Raw genomic sequence first — 15,337 nt, forward strand, 5'->3', positions numbered from 1 at the left:
TTTACATAACAAAGGAGATGATATAATGAGTAAATTATTATTAAAAGATCAGCCGTTAATTGTACTACCGGCGCTGGCAGTCAAAGTAGGAGTGAACGGAGCCCTGTTTCTTCAGCAGCTTCACTACTGGCTTGAAAAAAGCGTAAACGTGCAGGACGGATATACGTGGGTATACAACACCAATCAGCAGTGGCTGCAGCAGTTTCCATTTTGGTCGCTTTCAACGATTCAACGCATCATTTCAAAGCTTGAAAAAGAAGGCCTGATTGTAAAAGGAAAGTACAACCGCTCTAAATTTAACAACACGGTCTGGTACCGGATTGATTATAAGAAACTAGAAGAGCTTATGCCAAGCGATGAATTTGAAGAGCTCGAAGATGTCAATTTGACAGAAGGAGAGAGTCAAATTGAAGCAGCGGATTCACTCACTGTGACGGCGTCATTAACAGAGACTACAGCAGAAAATACAAATCAAATAAAAAGAGAAGAAGCCGCGCATGACGCTTACGTACAAACGTTAGAAGCCGCTTTTATTGCTAGAAGAAACCGAGGAGTGTATCCTTCAGCGAGTGACTTGAAGCATATGTACGAAGTCGCCAAAAGCGAAATACCTATAGAAGAGGCGCTAGCTGGACTGCATGAAGCATTTGATCACTACGTGCCTAAATACAGCGGAGATACCATTCGAGCATTTGCCTACATTAAACAGCATCTTTTTCATAAGCATTATGTAACATCACAGCGCACGCTAGCGAGTCAGCAGACTGAAAAGCCGCTTTCCTACGCTACTAAAAAGCGCATTGTTCGCAAGGAATTGACGCCGGATTGGCTAAGAGAAAATGAAGAGCTAGAACCTTCAGCTCCTGCTTTTAAAAACGATGCCCACTTTGAAGAAGAAAAGAAAAAGCTTGCTGAAAGTCTTCGTGAGCTGGAGCAGGAATTAAAAAATAATTGAAAATACCCCCGGACTTTTATAAGATAAAAGATAGTAAACCTTTTGAATACGAAAGGTTTACTAGGTAAAAGAAAAGCGTCTCTTAAAGAAGGTGCGCCATAAACGTGATAAAATTTTTGTTTTTGCTGTTTATGCCAACAATCTTTGTTTTTTTCGGTTTGTGGCTTATCCAAAATGTGTTGGTAACATTTGTTTGCTTTTACGGCTGGATGTTTATGATTTTATATGCGAATAATAAAATTAACTTGAAGGTAGCGCTTACAAAAAAATCTCTGTATGTGGGAACTCTGAGCGGAGTTCTATGTGCCGCTGTGATAATTGGAAGCAGCCTGTTTTTTTCTGGTAAAATCTTTCATGCAGAAGATATGCAAGCGGTTTTGCAAATATGGGGATTTAGCGGATGGAAAGTGATCATTTTAGCCGTCATTTTGATTTTTATTAACCCTTATTTAGAAGAAATGTATTGGCGCGTCTATATACAGAATAAAGTGAAGAAGCATCTGTCCTTACACGCTTCAACCATTGTTACATCAAGCTTTTATACGCTTTATCACCTGTTTATTATTCTGCCCGTTTTTGCGTTTCCTTTTAATTGGATCTCGGCTGCAGGCGTTTTTTTAGCAGGTATAACGTGGGCGTGTATAAGGGAGCGATACGGTGCCGAAGCGGCAATTATTAGTCATGCGTTAGCGGACGCGGCGATTATGATTGTATACGGATTATATGTAAGATAGTGGTATTATGTCAAAAAACCATGAATCGTTATTCATTTATAACTTGTTTTCATGGTATAATAACAATAATAGTAAAATTTTATCAACACATTTGAATTGAAATAATGTATACTTGTAATACAAAGATTGAAGCGTTTACATAAATCGGAATACACATAGTTAATCTGGGTCCGATGAAAACTAAAAAAAAAGAGAGAGATAATTACTTGGAGGAGGAATAGAAGTATGTTTGTACCTATTGAGCGTAAAAAAGTATCTAGTCAAGTGCTTGATCAATTAAAAAAGATGATTAAAGAGAAAACGTTCCCGCCAGAGTCTCGTTTGCCGTCGGAACATGAGTTATCCAAAATGTTTGGAGTGAGCCGCGCACCAATTCGTGAAGCGCTAAGCGTTCTTTCTGCCAGCGGATTAATTGAATCACGACAAGGCGGAGGAAGCTACGTAAAACGTGTAAACTTAGTGGGCATGCTTGATCCAATGACGTTTGAAATGGTTGAAGCAGATCAGGTTCTTGAACTAATTGAAATGCGTATTATCATCGAGTCGCAGGCAGCAAGCTTAGCCGCGCTGCGCCGTACGGATGAAGAACTGATTGAAATTAAAGAATCGTTAGAAGCATTTAAAAAGACGGTTCACAACAGTGAAGAAATTGGACATGAAGCGGACTATCGCTTTCACCATGATATCGTGAAAGCAGCTCATAACTCATTCCTTCTTCATGCTGTAGAAGATTTAGGCCATTTGTATCGAAAAGCGCTTGCTTATTCGTTAAATAAAAGCCAAAAAGAAAATCGCAAGCAAACGGATGCCGACCATGAGCGTATTTTTGAAGCGATTAAAAATGGTGAGCCAGAAGAAGCAGCAGAAGCGGTTCGTGATCACTTAGAGCACGTTCGCCAAAAAGTAATGGTATCTCAATAATAAAAAAAACGATAGTCTCAAGGGCTATCGTTTTTTTATATTTCGTTCATGTGAGGAAATAAAACATGTTGAAAACGAAAATTTACGCTTAAGCCGGTGCGAATGTGCCGGCTTTTTGTATATAAAAAGAGAAAATATCTAATTATACTCTTTAATAATCAGAAAATACAGTATTGTTAATAATTTTATGGCATGGTATTTTATTAACAAATGTTACTTTTATTTACATATTAATGTTAGTAAATCTAACATTAATAGGAGGAGGAGGGAGAAGATGCTTTCATCAAGCGTCGGGTATTTGATTTTACTGATTTTTGGAGGAGGCTTTACGGCCGTTACAATCATGATGCAGCGCCGCCAAGGAAAGGAAATGACGGCTGAGCAGTTTAGTACAGCCGGAAGAAATGTAAGCGTTGGGCTGGCGAGTGCATCCATTATTGCTGCATGGACGTGGGCCGCTACGTTAATGATGTCTTCTTCCACAGGCTATCAGTACGGCATTAGCGGACCGTATTGGTACGCAGCGGGAGCAAGCATTCAAATTTTGCTGTTTGCCATTGTCGCGATTAACCTGAAGAAAAAAGCACCGAATGCTCATACGTTTTTAGAATTTATTGCACAGCGTTTCGACGTGAAAAATCATCGTTTAATGCTTGGCTTTGCTCTTATGACAAATATTATTGTGACCGCCATGGTTATTTTAGGAGGAGCCATTGCTTTAAACTCTCTTACCGGGATGAATATTTTTATTGCTGCTTTTTTAATTCCTCTTACGTTTACCATCTACACCATGATTGGCGGTTTAAAAGCCTCATTTGTTGCTGATTATTTTAACACCGTTTTTATTTTCATTATTTTATTTATTTTTGCTGCTGCCGTTTATTATAAGTTCGGCATAACAAGCGTGTACGAAGGGCTGAAAAATCTGCCTTCGTCACAGCATATGCTTACGATGGCATCGGTGCCGGGTCTTTTGTTTGGGATGATTAATATTATCGGGAACTTCGGTACGGTCTTTGTGGATCAAGCATACTGGCAGCGTGCCATCGCAAGTAAAAACAGCGCTGCTTCAAAAGCGTATATTTACGGCGGAATTGCCTGGTTTTCGATTCCCTTTGCCGTTGCCACTTTCCTAGGTGTAAGTGCGGCTGGGCTTGGAATTGCCGTAGATTCACCGGATTCTATCGCGCCCGTTATGGCGTCACACGTGCTTGGAAATCTAGGTTCTATTTTGTTTTTAACGATGCTGTTTATGGCGGTAATGTCGACAGGAGCGGCTGAATTAACAGCGATCACAAATATTATCGTAACGGACATTTACCTGCGTTCTATTAATCCAAAAGCAAGCAGTAAAAAAATCTTAAGCACGTCGCGAAAAGTGACGCTTGGCTTTGGGCTTGCGATGGGTGTGTTTTCCATTTTACTGTTTTACTTAGGAATTAGCCTTGGGTTTGTGTATATGGCTATGGGCATTTTCGTCAGCGGAGCCGTTATTCCCGTTACGCTTGGACTGATGTGGAAAAAAGCGACGAATACAGGTGCATTTTACGGAGCGCTTTTAGGGATGATTGGCGGCGTTGTCGCATGGAACACATCTGCTTACTTGATTAACGGTCACATTAATGTAGAAGCCCTTGGCGGACTGTATCCAATGCTTATTGGAAATTCTACCGTTTTTATTATCAGCGGAATCATATCAATTGGACACGGCTTGCTTGCTAAAAAAGAATTTGACTTTGATGAACTAAAAGACAAATTCAAAAGCTTTGATGAACATGGAGATGAACCATTAAGGGAGGAAGTGGCGTATGGATCCACAACAACAGTTAAATAAAGACGCAAAGCTATGTGCGCGCTGGGCGCTGGGACTTACATTTTTGTTTGTCCTCTTGTTTCCAGGCGTGATGTTTTTAACGGGCTATCAATACACGCTTTCCTTTTTTAAAGGCTGGACGTATTTTGCGTTTGGCTGGCTGATTATCGCGGGAATTTGTATTATTGTGGGGCCTGTGGTGGAGTTTGTGAGGGAGAAGAAGGAGAGAGATACCGTTTAATTTGTTAAAACGCTACGAATTTCAAATGTGTTAGTTATAAAAAAAATCACAAATCATATTCTAGTGAATATGGTTTGTGATTTTTTTGTAAAGATATTTAAAGTTATGTTAATTTTTGGTAAACTGGACTTAGTTCCATAAAATTACATTATGGTTTTAAATAGATTTTCCTATTTTATTTGGTTGTCTTTTAACATAAATGAAAGGAGGTTAAGTGATTGTACATCGTCTCTTTAGAAAAAGCATGTTATGCAGAACTTCAAGCAGTAGGTTCAAAAGCTTACAATCTCTCAAAAATGATTCAGCACGTTTCTCATATCCCTACAGGATTTGTTTTAACATCTCACGCATTACATTCCTTTTTAACGTTTAACCAAATAGAAATAAAAGCAAAAGATAGCAGCTTCATAGAAAAGAAGATTCAAAGCGGCACGTTTCCTTTAGCTTTGCAAAAAGAAATTGTTTCTTCGTATGCCAATATTCAAGGTGCTGGTGTAAAAGCCGTAGCCGTAAGATCTTCTTCCGCACTTGAAGATTTGGAGAATGCGTCTTTTGCCGGACAGTATGAAACGATATTAAACCTAAGAAACAGAGAAGAACTTTTGACAAGTATAAAAAAATGCTGGGCTTCTTATTTTTCATCCGTTGTTCAAGCGTACGCCGAAGATAAAGAAATTTCGCTTTCTAATCCCCAGATGGGTGTCCTTGTACAAGGAATGGTTGAAGCCGATGTATCCGGAGTGATTTTTAGCGTAAATCCTATTACAGAAAGTGAAGATGAAGTAGTCATTAACGTGGCGTACGGCTTAGGAGAGGGAATCGTATCAGGTGGTGTTACGCCAGATTTATTTATTATTCATAAACAGACAAAAAGTATAGTGAAAGAACTAGGATTAAAAGAGTATAAGCTAGTGTCAGGTTTTACAGGAATAACAAAAGCTGTGACAACGGATAAAGAAAAAAATGAATTTTCCATATCAGATGAAACAGCACTACAGCTGCTTTGTTTAACGAATCAAGTAGAGCAGTATTGTCAGTACGCTGTAGACATTGAATTTGCCATAAAAAATGAACATATTTATTTGCTTCAAGTGAGACCTGTTACTACATAATGAAAAGGAAAGGGGAAATCAAATGAACGTATTATCTGCATTTCAAAACGACCTATTTTTAAGTGAGGAAGAAAAACAAACAGGATTTTGGGTGCAAGACAACCTACATATCGCACATGCGCTAAGTCCTTTATACGCTTCCTTTCAGCTTCCGGCAATGACTTATGGGACAAAGCAAGGTTTTGAAACGTTAAAACTGCCTATCTATCAATTTGTAGTGAAATTAGCTGATGGAAAAATGTATCAGCAAAATATCCCGTTTCCCGGTGACGTAAACGATCGCTTAAAGGAGCACCAAGAAGCAGTGAAGCCGCTGTTACCTCGACTTAAACCTAGATTATACGAGTACGTTAATGAGGTGTTTTTACCTTTTTATACGGAAGTTAAAAGAAATGCAGAACGTCCCTTATCTTTAAAAGAAGCAGAAGAAAAAGTAAAAGAACTGCATGATTTTTATAAAAAAGCTTGGCAGCTTCACTTTGAAATTGTCATGCCAAGAAGTGATTTAGGAATGATTTTAGAAGAGCTATATGGAGCCTTGACGGGAGATGAGAATACCGCTTACGTATATGATCTGCTAGAAGGCGTAATGAACAAGTCACTTGAAACGGATCAAGCACTTTGGGAACTAACTGACAAGGTAAAGCGTTCTGGCCCGTTAAAACAAGCTTTTACGGACCAGAAGTCAGAAGACATAGAAGCAAATCTATTAGGCACAGCTGAAGGCAGAGAATTTTTAAAGAATCTGCAAAACTTTTTGGATGAGTATGGCTATCGTTCTGCAAATTCGCACGAGTTTATTGATGAGACGTGGGTAGAGAATCCTTTACATGCGCTATCGATTATTGCTGGCTATGTGCGTAAAGATTACGACTTCAAGAAAAATTATGAAGATGTCGTAAAAAAAAGAGAAGAAAGCTATCATGATGTACTCGCAAAAATGCCAGAGTGCCAAGAAAAAGAGCAGTTTAAGCTGTTTTATGGATGGGCCCTAGACGCGTGGGGGTTGGATGAAGATCATCATTTTTATATCGATGCGATGCTGCCTGCTACAGCAAGACTGTTTTTGCTGAATGTAGGAACTCTTTTAGCTGATCACCAAGTGATTCATCAGCCTCAAGATATCTTTTATTTCTATTACGATGAATTGCTGGAAGTATTAAAAACGCCCGTGGCATCTCATGAACTGATCGTCAATAGAAAGCAGGAGTTTGAAGAAAATCGTCATAAAAAAACGCCGCCTGCTTATGGCACGCCTCCTCAAACAGGAGAAGATCCTTTATTAGAGCGTATATTCGGGAAAATGGGGCCTCCAGAAGTAGATGAAACGCAAAAAATCTTTAAAGGAAGTGCCGCTTCAAGAGGCGTTTATACGGGAGTAGTAAAAATCATTTCAGATCCAAGTCAATTTTCTAAACTTAAACAAGGAGAGGTTCTTGTGTGTGAAACAACAGCACCGGCTTGGACCACGTTATTTTCGCTTGCAGGCGCAATTGTAACCAATGCAGGAGGGATTTTATCTCATGCAGGAACAGTGGCTCGTGAATATAAACTTCCAGCGGTTCTTGGCACAAAAGTAGCCGTGGATCTACTAAAAGACGGAGATGTTGTTACCGTAGACGGAACTAACGGAGTGGTGACGATTGAACAGCAGTAAGCCGTCTTTGATTATCTTTTCTATTTTAACGGGAACTTTTTTAATTCCCGTTAATTCCACTATGATTGCAGTAGGCTTACCGTCTATTGCCAAAGCGCTTCATCTTTCCATCGTACATGTATCAGTAGTGGTAACTATCTACTTAATTGTGATGGCAGTTGCTCAGCCCATCGCGGGGAAACTTGGCGATTTATATGGAAATAAAACGATGTTCGTAGCTGGAATGATTATTTTTTTAGTGGGATCTGCCGCCTGTGTGTTTTCATATAACTTACTTTCGCTCACCGTTTTTCGAACGCTGCAAGCATTAGGAGGCGCACTAGCTACGCCTAACGCAACAGCCATTATGAGACACAGTTTGCCAAAAGAAAAGCTTGGAAGAACACTTGGGTTATTTGGCTTATCAATGGGGCTGGGAGCAGCTGTAGGTCCTGTATTAGGTGCCTTTTTAATTAAGTATCTTGGGTGGACGTCGATTTTTTGGTTTAACGTTCCTTTTGCTGTTCTATCGTTGATTTGCTCATTTATATACGTGCCGTCTAACGTAAAACAAAAAGCAAAAATGCTGGATATAGGGGGCGCTTTTTTACTTGGAGTAAGCATGACGAGCTTTACGCTAATGCTGACGCACCGTGATTTGTTTAATGCTTGGACTATTTTTATATGCATAGCGTCTATCGTTCTTTTCATTGTGCAAGAACGCAAAGTCCAAGAGCCGCTGATTGATTTTAAGCTTTTTAAGGTTCGTCCTTTTTTTTCTTCAAATCTTTCCATTTTATGCAGTAATTTTATGATGTATAGTACCATTTTGTTTGTTCCGCTTTTGCTAGAGAAGCAGTATGATATTCGGTTAATTGGTTTGCTTCTTTTCTTTTTTTCATTAGCCATGTCTATTTCTTCTTGGCTGGGAGGATTGTTAGCAGAAAAGGTAGGGAAAGAACATCCGATACGGCTATCATTTCTTATTTCACTGCTTGCGGCGATGCTTTATTTCCACTTAGCAAATGCCTCCATTTCTTATACCATTGTATCTTTATTAGTAGGAGGAGTGGGAGCAGGGATCGGTGTTTCATCTATGCAGGCTATGAATATTCAATCCGTCAAAAAAGAGCAATCAGGCACTGCATCGGGCATTTATTCTACTTTTCGCTATATTGGAGGAATGTTAGCGTCAGCTGCGGTGAGCTTGTTAGTAGGCACTACTGATCTATTAGTGGTTCTATGTATAGCCGGAATAGCAGGATTCCTTGTGTCGTTAGTTGGAAAAGAAAAAGAAAAGCAAGTTTCCTTGTCTAAAGACGTTTTTAAATAAAAAAGAATAGCCAGCGGAGAAGCAGACACTCATTTTATTGCAGGTCCTGAAAATGATGATATGCTGATCCAAAGGCTATTCTATTTTTAAGTGATCGCTCTTTTTTCAATTTTACACACCCACCGGTAATACTGCACCACCATCCAAAACAACAGCGGATTTAGCAGGAGCGAATACCACCATGTCCACCATCCGTAGTGAAAATAACCCCAAGGAGCAGGGAGAAGGGCCACTACTTCATAAAGTAAAACAGCAACCGACCAAAGTAAAATATAGGCGGCTTTTTTTGTGAGCTTTCCTGCAAAAGGATAGTAGGTAAGAAAAAGCATGTTCACAGGCGGAATGAGAACAGTATAGGCAAAAATACCTTGCCAGTCTGTCTCTTGTGTAAAATACCAGTAGCCGTGAAATTTGAAATTAATGAAGACGTCAAAGATATGCTGAGCAGCAATGGTGAACATCCAAATGTGAACAATTTGATTTGTTGTGAAGCGCTTGTTTGTTTTAAAAGCAAGAATGTTAAATATTAAAATAGAAAGAATTAATCCAATCATATTGGTTCTCCTTTTGGCTTCTTGATTATATTGTATAATTTTAGGAGATTAAATCCAATAGAGAAATGGACATACTACGAATTTTCTGCGGTATTTTTCACAGGGACGGACTGTACTTTTTTTCGATTTCTTAAAAATGCGATCACGAGTAAAAGAGCAGGAATGACAATTTGAAACGGAAGATGTAAAGTGAGCGGAATGATTTTTAACCCTTCATATACGTGTTCGAAATAGTTTTGAGCAATAGACAATGAATAAAACAAAACGACTAAGCCGATTGAAAATACAAGCGGTGACGGGTTTTTAAGCTTAAACACGTGGGAAAGCCCCAGCACAGTGGCATAGAAAAACAGACCGATTTTAAAGAAGCCGCCAGTGATTAAAGCCAGCATAAAAAACACATCAAGCCGTTCTAAAAAACCTGCGAATTGAATGCTTTGAACCGTGCTTAAAAGCGGAAAAGCAGACCTCGATGTTAAGGTAACGCCCAGCACACCTATATTCACAATCATTGTAATCATAAGGTTAATACCGTTTAACGTAATGGCGCTGAATACAATCAAAGCGGTCTTTTTCACATTCATGGAAGAACTGGCTTCAGCATCATATTCGCGGTATGCTGGGGTCTTATATCGGAGCGGTTACCGCACTGCTTGTGAATGTTGGAGACAGTATTCCGCTGTTAAACAAGCTTCCGGCACTTTCTTATTGGTTTTTGCCGACGATTATTGGCAGTCCGCTTATTTACATAGTCGCAAGACGCTATAGAAAAAATGCTTCTGTTTCTAAAAAAATATCATACTAAGCAAAAAAGCCTTTTACCGAAAAGGCTTTTTTCTGTTGCGAACATTTGTGCTATGATAGAGAAGCAAGGAGGATGCAGCATGAAAGAAAATCATCAGTTTACCATACATACGAATAAAGAAAAGCTTGATATAGATGTCATCTACTCGTACCTTCATTATGAGTCATACTGGGCAAAAGGAATTCCGCTTCACCTTGTTCAAACGTCCATTGAACACTCCGTTTGTTTTGGCGTGTATGATGAGTGCGATAAACAAGTAGGATTCGGACGAATTATTTCTGATTTTGCCACGTTTGCTTATTTGGCGGATGTGTTTATTCTTCCGCACGCACGGGGCAACGGGCTTGGAAAAGCGCTGGTACAAGAAATGATTCGCTATCAGCCGATTCAACACGTACGAAAAATTTTATTGGCAACAAAAGATGCTCACGGTTTGTACAGTCAGTACGGATTTAAAGAAGTTAAAAATAAGCAGCTGTTTATGCAAATTTTTAAAAAAGGCATGTACGAGCGGGCGCTTTATTCAAAAGAAAATAAAATACTGCCTGGAAAAGAGGGATAAGTATGGCTGAAGAGTTACGTAAAAGCGTATTTAATGAAGAGTTGATTACGCACTTGAGCGACGCTTTTTCACGTGAAATGAGTTCATTTGATAAACAAGTATTTCATGAGCTGGTTTTTCAACAGGACTGGGAAGACTTAGGGCTGAAAGAGCGCATGAGAAGAATTACGCTTTCCATGCATGAAGTGCTGCCGGAGGATTATGAAGAAGCACTTCATATCCTTTATAAAGTGGCTCCAACGGTAGGAGGACTTCAAGGCACGATTTTTCCAGATTACGTTGAACTGTACGGATTGAACGATTGGAAAGCTTCAATAAAAGCACTCGCGTTTTTTACGCCGTTTTCCACATCAGAATTTGCGGTGCGTCCGTTTTTAATTCAAGATAAAAATCGAATGCTCCAGCAAATGATTGAATGGGCAGGAGATGAAAATCATCATATTCGCAGATTAGCAAGCGAAGGGAGCCGGCCTAGACTTCCGTGGGGACAATCAGTACCTGCATTAAAGCAAGATCCGAAACAAACGCTGCCGATTTTAGAGCAGTTAAAATGCGATGAATCGCTCTATGTCCGAAAAAGCGTAGCCAATCATTTAAATGATATTTCTTACATAGAAAAAGACTGGATGCTTGATGTGGTGAAAAGCTGGTACGGAAAAGACGTTAAAACCGATTGGATCGTTAAACATGCGTGCCGTTCACTGTTGAAAAAAGGAGATCCTGAAGCTCTGTCTCTTTTTGGCTATGGAGATGATCCGGGCGTGACTGTCACAGAACTTAGCGTACATCCGCATACTATTACAATCGGTGATAGCATTGACTTTTCTTTCCGATTATCGGTGAAAAAAAACATGCCCCTTCGCATAGAGTATGGAATTCATTACGTAAAAGCAAAAGGAAACCGCAGTCAAAAAGTGTTTATGCTAAAAAATGTTCAAGCAAAAGCAGGCCAAACGCTGACAGTCACAAAAAAGCATGCGTTTAAAGATTTAAGTACAAGAAAACATTACAGCGGTACGCATACGCTTTCTGTTATTGTAAACGGAGTGGTAAAAGCAGAAGCGGACTTTGTGATAGAGTAGCTCTTTCCTCATGGAGAGAGCTTTTTATGTTTTTATAGAGCTGGTGAGGAAACTTAAGTCAATAGGTTGGTTGCTGCCTCTGTACTTATTTACAAAATCGACTGATAAACATCCATTTAAATTCCTTTTATGGTATATTAATCCTTGAGGAGTGGTGAAGTGAAGAAATTTATGGTGGGCACATTGAGTGCTTTTTTGGCAATGTCATTGGTAGCGTGCTCAAACTTTGCTAGTAAAGAAGAGAGCGGCTATAGCATTCAAAAAGTGAAAGTCAAGATAACGGATGCTGCTGATTTAATTGGAAAAGTTGGTATACAAGATAGCAAAGGAAAAATGGTGGACGTAAAACCAAAAGCGCTGTATTACGAGTTTAAAATGAAGCAGCAAGGCAAGCGTAAATTCTATCAAAATGATAAAGACGAAATAGAAGCTAAAATTATACCGAATGAAGATTTAAAGAAAGCATCTATCAATACAGTAGGTGTTAATGTATTTGATGAAGGGCATGAGCAGTTCGGTACAGGTATGGGAATTGAAGAGTTTAACTATATGAAAAAAGGAAAAGTCGATGTGCACTACGATCTGGGCGCGACTGTTAAAAACAAAGAAATGCCTATGGCTCCGTCCGATCAGGAATTAAAAAAACTCCAAAAGGTGGCGAGGCATGGAACACTCGTCATTACGAGAAATAACAAAGAAATTGGCCGATATGATTTAGAAACGCTAGAATCCGTAAAGAAATGAACATAGGAGAGATAGCTGCATGGACTATGAAACAGCTAGACTAGCGCAATACAAGCTCAAGGAAATCCTGATTTTTATAGCAGTTCATACATAAAAAAGAGGCTGGAACAAACGTATGGTAGCTGAAATGAAAAATGAACCATTGATCAACATGTTTGATTAGAGGTACATTTTTTTGTTATGGCGAACGGAGATTTCATTTGTTTCATTCCTTCTAGCAGTTGATTGAAGGGGAAGGATCCTGCGGGAAAAGCGGTTTAGATCATTTACCTTGATTGGTCGTCTTCATATTGAGTTGGTTTTGCTATGTCCTAATCTCTTTGTTATAAAACCGCACTCGTCTCCTACATTAAAATAGTCAAAAAGGTTCAGCTCCCTTATCTTGAAGTTATTTCCTTAAACGGTATAATTATTTATGTAACATTTTAAATATTTTAAAAATTTAAAATGTCTAACCAAGGGGATGGGGAGGAGTAAATGAATGAAAAAAACAGTAAAACGAACGGCCGTGCCAGCTCTTTTGTCGATTGGATTATTGCTGTCGCCGCTTGCGGTACAAGCTGAGATGCCTTATTACGGAAAAGACTATAGCCAGCCGGAAAAAATTAAAGCGCTTTATCCGGAAATAAAGGTGAATGAAGCCACGCCGGCATTTCTGAAAGGACAAGAAGCCTTTACGACTCAAGAAGAAATGATGAGCTATGTTCAAAAGCTTGCTCATAAAAGTCCGTACGTAAAGCTGAAGATTATCGGTAAATCACAGCAAGGACGAGACATTCCGGCTCTGTATTTTTCAAAGGAAAAGAAATTTGCGGATGGAAAAATATCCAAAAAACCAACGATTTGGCTTCAAAGTCAGATTCATGGTAATGAACCGGCAAGCGGTGAATCCGTACTCGCCGTTGCGACGCGTTTGACAGAAGACTTTGGAAAAGATGTGCTAAATAAAGTGAACATCGTCATTGTGCCGCGCATTAATCCAGACGGATCTTATGCATTCAAGCGTCAGCTAGCAAATAATTTAGATGGAAACCGCGACTACATAAAGCTTGAAAGCCCGGAAGTGCAGAGCGTACGAGCTGAATTTAACCGTTTTTCACCAGAAGTTGTCATCGACGCTCATGAATATACGCCTTACAGCAGCGGGCTTAAAAATATCGGTAAAGAAGGCGTGTGGAAGTATCACGATATTTTACTGCAGTCCGGTCGAAACTTAAATATTCCGCAGAACATTCGAGACGTGTCTGATGAGCTGTTTGTGAACAGCACGCTTACAGCCATTGAAAAGCAAGGATATTCAGGAGAAGTATACTATACGTCTCAAGTGAACAAACAAGGGCAGCTTGAAGTGGAAGAAGGCTCAGTTGAACCGCGGATCGGACGAAATTCACTAGGCTTGTATCCATCGTTTTCATTTTTAGTCGAAAGCAGAGGGATCGGTATTGGACGAGAAGATTTTCCGCGGCGAGTGAGTGCCCAAATTGCTACGCAAGAAAAGCTGATTACGCAAACAGCCGCTCATGCGAAACAAATTAAAGCGCTGATTGCAAAAGAAAAAGCGGCGCTTGTCAAAAAAGGAAAAAATGCAAATGACCGTGATCCAATTGTTGTGAACAGTGAAAATAAAAAAATACCAAACTCGACGTTAGAAATGGTTGATGTGGAAAGCGCGTCTGTTAAAGACATTCCTGTGACGTACTACAGTGCAAAGAAAGCTACGCCGACGCTTGTCCGCGAACGTCCGACTGCTTATATTTTAAAGCCAGGACATGAAGAGTTAGCAGCGAAATTGCAGGGACAAGGAGTAAAGGGCTTCAAGTTAACGAAAGAAACGGCTCTTTCAGTAGAAGCGTATAGTGTTAGCAGCCTCATTGAAAATGAAGCCTACGAAAACAAACCAAACGTAGACGTGCAAACAATCGTCAAGCCAAAAACGGTGACGTTCCCAAAAGGAAGCTACGTCTTTTTAACATCTCAGCCGCAAAACAATTTATTGTCTCTATCACTTGAGCCGGAATCTGTGGACAGCTTCACAACGTTTGGGTATTTGCCTTCAGAGGTAGGGCAAGAACTTGATGTTTACCGGTTTACTCGTTCCATTGAAAAATCGCCTTTGCAAAAAGAATCCCGTAAATAATGAAAAAGCGTGGAGCTTGGCTTCACGCTTTTTATATTGAGATTTTTAAGAAGAAACCCACTCTCCGCCGTTTACATGCAGCGTCTGCCCCGTGACAAACCGTGAGTCGTCGCTTGCGAGGTACACGTAGGTTGGAGCAAGTTCAAACGGCTGCCCTTGGCGCTCCATCGGATTGTCCACTTGCGTTACATGATCAGCTGAAAAGCTTGTTGGAATGAGCGGTGTCCAAATGCGTCCCGGCGCTACGGCGTTTACGCGAATGCCGTCTTTAATCACGCTATTGGAAAGCGCACGAGTAAAGCCAACAATGGCTCCTTTAGTTGCCGTATAGTCAATTAACTGTTCATAGCCTTTATACGTCAAAATTGAAGCGGTATTAATAATGGATCTGCCGCTTTTAGAACCTCGTCCTCCTTTTTATGTAAACCCTCGCTATGAAAAGTATCTGCCTGTTTTATAGTACAGAGAGCCCTTTTGCATGAAGGGCTTTTAAATTGGCATTCTCTTTTATTTTCCTCGTGATTGCTCACGTGATTCATGACGGTTTTTTCTTCTTCTAGAGAGGAAATAAATAAAAAAGCCGATTAATACAAGAAACGTGATAAGCAAAATACTAGTAGGAAAATAAAGAGAGCCTATCTGAATTCCCAAATAATTTAACATCGTTATAACTTCCTTTCTTGATAGACAATGGTTTATTTTACTAAA

Annotated in this window: 15 protein-coding genes and 2 pseudogenes; 13 read left to right on the forward strand and 4 right to left on the reverse strand. The window is 39.7% G+C overall.

The window, feature by feature from the left end; genetic code table 11:
- The first annotated feature begins 25 nt into the window (after positions 1-25).
- From ACFX4G_RS08380 to ACFX4G_RS08415, 8 genes are all read left to right on the forward strand, one after another.
- Positions 26-955, forward strand: coding sequence for a hypothetical protein (locus tag ACFX4G_RS08380; RefSeq protein ID WP_377573977.1), 930 nt, complete (start codon positions 26-28; stop codon positions 953-955).
- Between the two features lie 104 nt (positions 956-1,059).
- The gene (locus ACFX4G_RS08385; RefSeq protein WP_377573980.1) at positions 1,060-1,689 is read left to right on the forward strand and encodes a CPBP family intramembrane glutamic endopeptidase; all 630 of its coding nucleotides are present in this window, start codon (positions 1,060-1,062) and stop codon (positions 1,687-1,689) included.
- Positions 1,690-1,914: 225 nt separating this feature from the next.
- Complete coding sequence (locus ACFX4G_RS08390) at positions 1,915-2,610, forward strand: FadR/GntR family transcriptional regulator (RefSeq protein WP_013058211.1); 696 nt, start codon at positions 1,915-1,917, stop codon at positions 2,608-2,610.
- Between the two features lie 274 nt (positions 2,611-2,884).
- The gene (locus tag ACFX4G_RS08395) at positions 2,885-4,444 is read left to right on the forward strand and encodes a sodium:solute symporter family protein (protein WP_237074303.1); all 1,560 of its coding nucleotides are present in this window, start codon (positions 2,885-2,887) and stop codon (positions 4,442-4,444) included.
- On the forward strand, positions 4,419-4,664 hold the full coding sequence (locus ACFX4G_RS08400) for a hypothetical protein (RefSeq protein ID WP_043981129.1): 246 nt from the start codon (positions 4,419-4,421) through the stop codon (positions 4,662-4,664). The genes ACFX4G_RS08395 and ACFX4G_RS08400 overlap by 26 nt, the downstream gene beginning before the upstream one ends.
- 218 nt (positions 4,665-4,882) lie before the next feature.
- Entirely contained in the window at positions 4,883-5,776 is an 894-nt protein-coding gene (locus ACFX4G_RS08405; protein ID WP_377573983.1) for a PEP/pyruvate-binding domain-containing protein, read from the forward strand.
- A gap of 22 nt (positions 5,777-5,798) precedes the next feature.
- Positions 5,799-7,433 (forward strand): PEP-utilizing enzyme, encoded by a 1,635-nt coding sequence (locus tag ACFX4G_RS08410; RefSeq protein WP_162214689.1) that lies wholly within the window; start codon positions 5,799-5,801, stop codon positions 7,431-7,433.
- Positions 7,420-8,745 carry an MFS transporter gene (locus tag ACFX4G_RS08415; protein ID WP_322552312.1) on the forward strand — a complete coding sequence of 442 codons (1,326 nt, stop codon included), beginning with the start codon at positions 7,420-7,422 and terminating at the stop codon, positions 8,743-8,745. The genes ACFX4G_RS08410 and ACFX4G_RS08415 overlap by 14 nt, the downstream gene beginning before the upstream one ends.
- A gap of 86 nt (positions 8,746-8,831) precedes the next feature.
- Here the strand turns inward: ACFX4G_RS08415 and ACFX4G_RS08420 are convergent, their stop codons facing one another.
- Together ACFX4G_RS08420 and ACFX4G_RS08425 are read right to left on the reverse strand one after the other, a co-directional pair.
- The gene (locus ACFX4G_RS08420) at positions 8,832-9,299 is read right to left on the reverse strand and encodes a hypothetical protein (RefSeq protein ID WP_043981135.1); all 468 of its coding nucleotides are present in this window, start codon (positions 9,297-9,299) and stop codon (positions 8,832-8,834) included.
- Between the two features lie 74 nt (positions 9,300-9,373).
- Entirely contained in the window at positions 9,374-9,883 is a 510-nt protein-coding gene (locus ACFX4G_RS08425; RefSeq protein WP_323618052.1) for a GerAB/ArcD/ProY family transporter, read from the reverse strand.
- On the opposite strand from ACFX4G_RS08425, the pseudogene ACFX4G_RS08430 reads away from it, so the two are divergent.
- From ACFX4G_RS08430 to ACFX4G_RS08450, 5 genes and pseudogenes are all read left to right on the forward strand, one after another.
- Positions 9,883-10,104 (forward strand): annotated as a pseudogene (locus ACFX4G_RS08430) (DUF2306 domain-containing protein); the annotation flags it as partial. The gene ACFX4G_RS08425 and the pseudogene ACFX4G_RS08430 overlap by 1 nt on opposite strands.
- 79 nt (positions 10,105-10,183) lie before the next feature.
- Positions 10,184-10,666 carry a GNAT family N-acetyltransferase gene (locus ACFX4G_RS08435; protein WP_322552308.1) on the forward strand — a complete coding sequence of 161 codons (483 nt, stop codon included), beginning with the start codon at positions 10,184-10,186 and terminating at the stop codon, positions 10,664-10,666.
- A 2-nt stretch (positions 10,667-10,668) separates the two neighbouring features.
- A complete protein-coding gene (locus ACFX4G_RS08440) occupies positions 10,669-11,748 on the forward strand; it encodes a DNA alkylation repair protein (protein WP_162214688.1) in 1,080 nt (359 codons plus the stop codon).
- A gap of 159 nt (positions 11,749-11,907) precedes the next feature.
- Positions 11,908-12,492, forward strand: a complete 585-nt coding sequence (locus ACFX4G_RS08445) for a hypothetical protein (RefSeq protein WP_162214687.1) — start codon at positions 11,908-11,910, stop codon at positions 12,490-12,492.
- A 481-nt stretch (positions 12,493-12,973) separates the two neighbouring features.
- A complete protein-coding gene (locus ACFX4G_RS08450) occupies positions 12,974-14,629 on the forward strand; it encodes a M14 family metallopeptidase (RefSeq protein WP_377573989.1) in 1,656 nt (551 codons plus the stop codon).
- 45 nt (positions 14,630-14,674) lie between these two features.
- Here ACFX4G_RS08450 and ACFX4G_RS08455 read toward each other — a convergent pair.
- Positions 14,675-15,028, reverse strand: a pseudogene (locus ACFX4G_RS08455) (SDR family oxidoreductase); the annotation flags it as partial.
- A gap of 108 nt (positions 15,029-15,136) precedes the next feature.
- The gene (locus tag ACFX4G_RS08460; RefSeq protein WP_169305194.1) at positions 15,137-15,292 is read right to left on the reverse strand and encodes a hypothetical protein; all 156 of its coding nucleotides are present in this window, start codon (positions 15,290-15,292) and stop codon (positions 15,137-15,139) included.
- Positions 15,293-15,337 lie beyond the last annotated feature (45 nt).

Origin of the sequence: Priestia sp. YIM B13486, from assembly GCF_042787865.1 — a bacterium.
GTDB lineage: Bacteria > Bacillota > Bacilli > Bacillales > Bacillaceae_H > Priestia > Priestia megaterium.

What these genes read in the sequence shown, in the direction of transcription:
- ACFX4G_RS08380 (WP_377573977.1), top strand. Translation starts at nt 26, where the DNA reads ATGAGTAAATTATTATTAAAAGATCAGCCGTTAATTGTACTACCGGCG.
- ACFX4G_RS08390 (WP_013058211.1), top strand. Translation starts at nt 1,915, where the DNA reads ATGTTTGTACCTATTGAGCGTAAAAAAGTATCTAGTCAAGTGCTTGAT.
- ACFX4G_RS08395 (WP_237074303.1), top strand. Translation starts at nt 2,885, where the DNA reads ATGCTTTCATCAAGCGTCGGGTATTTGATTTTACTGATTTTTGGAGGA.
- ACFX4G_RS08400 (WP_043981129.1), top strand. Translation starts at nt 4,419, where the DNA reads ATGGATCCACAACAACAGTTAAATAAAGACGCAAAGCTATGTGCGCGC.
- ACFX4G_RS08410 (WP_162214689.1), top strand. Translation starts at nt 5,799, where the DNA reads ATGAACGTATTATCTGCATTTCAAAACGACCTATTTTTAAGTGAGGAA.
- ACFX4G_RS08420 (WP_043981135.1), bottom strand. Translation starts at nt 9,299, where the DNA reads ATGATTGGATTAATTCTTTCTATTTTAATATTTAACATTCTTGCTTTT.
- ACFX4G_RS08425 (WP_323618052.1), bottom strand. Translation starts at nt 9,883, where the DNA reads ATGAATGTGAAAAAGACCGCTTTGATTGTATTCAGCGCCATTACGTTA.
- ACFX4G_RS08435 (WP_322552308.1), top strand. Translation starts at nt 10,184, where the DNA reads ATGAAAGAAAATCATCAGTTTACCATACATACGAATAAAGAAAAGCTT.
- ACFX4G_RS08440 (WP_162214688.1), top strand. Translation starts at nt 10,669, where the DNA reads ATGGCTGAAGAGTTACGTAAAAGCGTATTTAATGAAGAGTTGATTACG.
- ACFX4G_RS08450 (WP_377573989.1), top strand. Translation starts at nt 12,974, where the DNA reads ATGAAAAAAACAGTAAAACGAACGGCCGTGCCAGCTCTTTTGTCGATT.
- ACFX4G_RS08460 (WP_169305194.1), bottom strand. Translation starts at nt 15,292, where the DNA reads ATGTTAAATTATTTGGGAATTCAGATAGGCTCTCTTTATTTTCCTACT.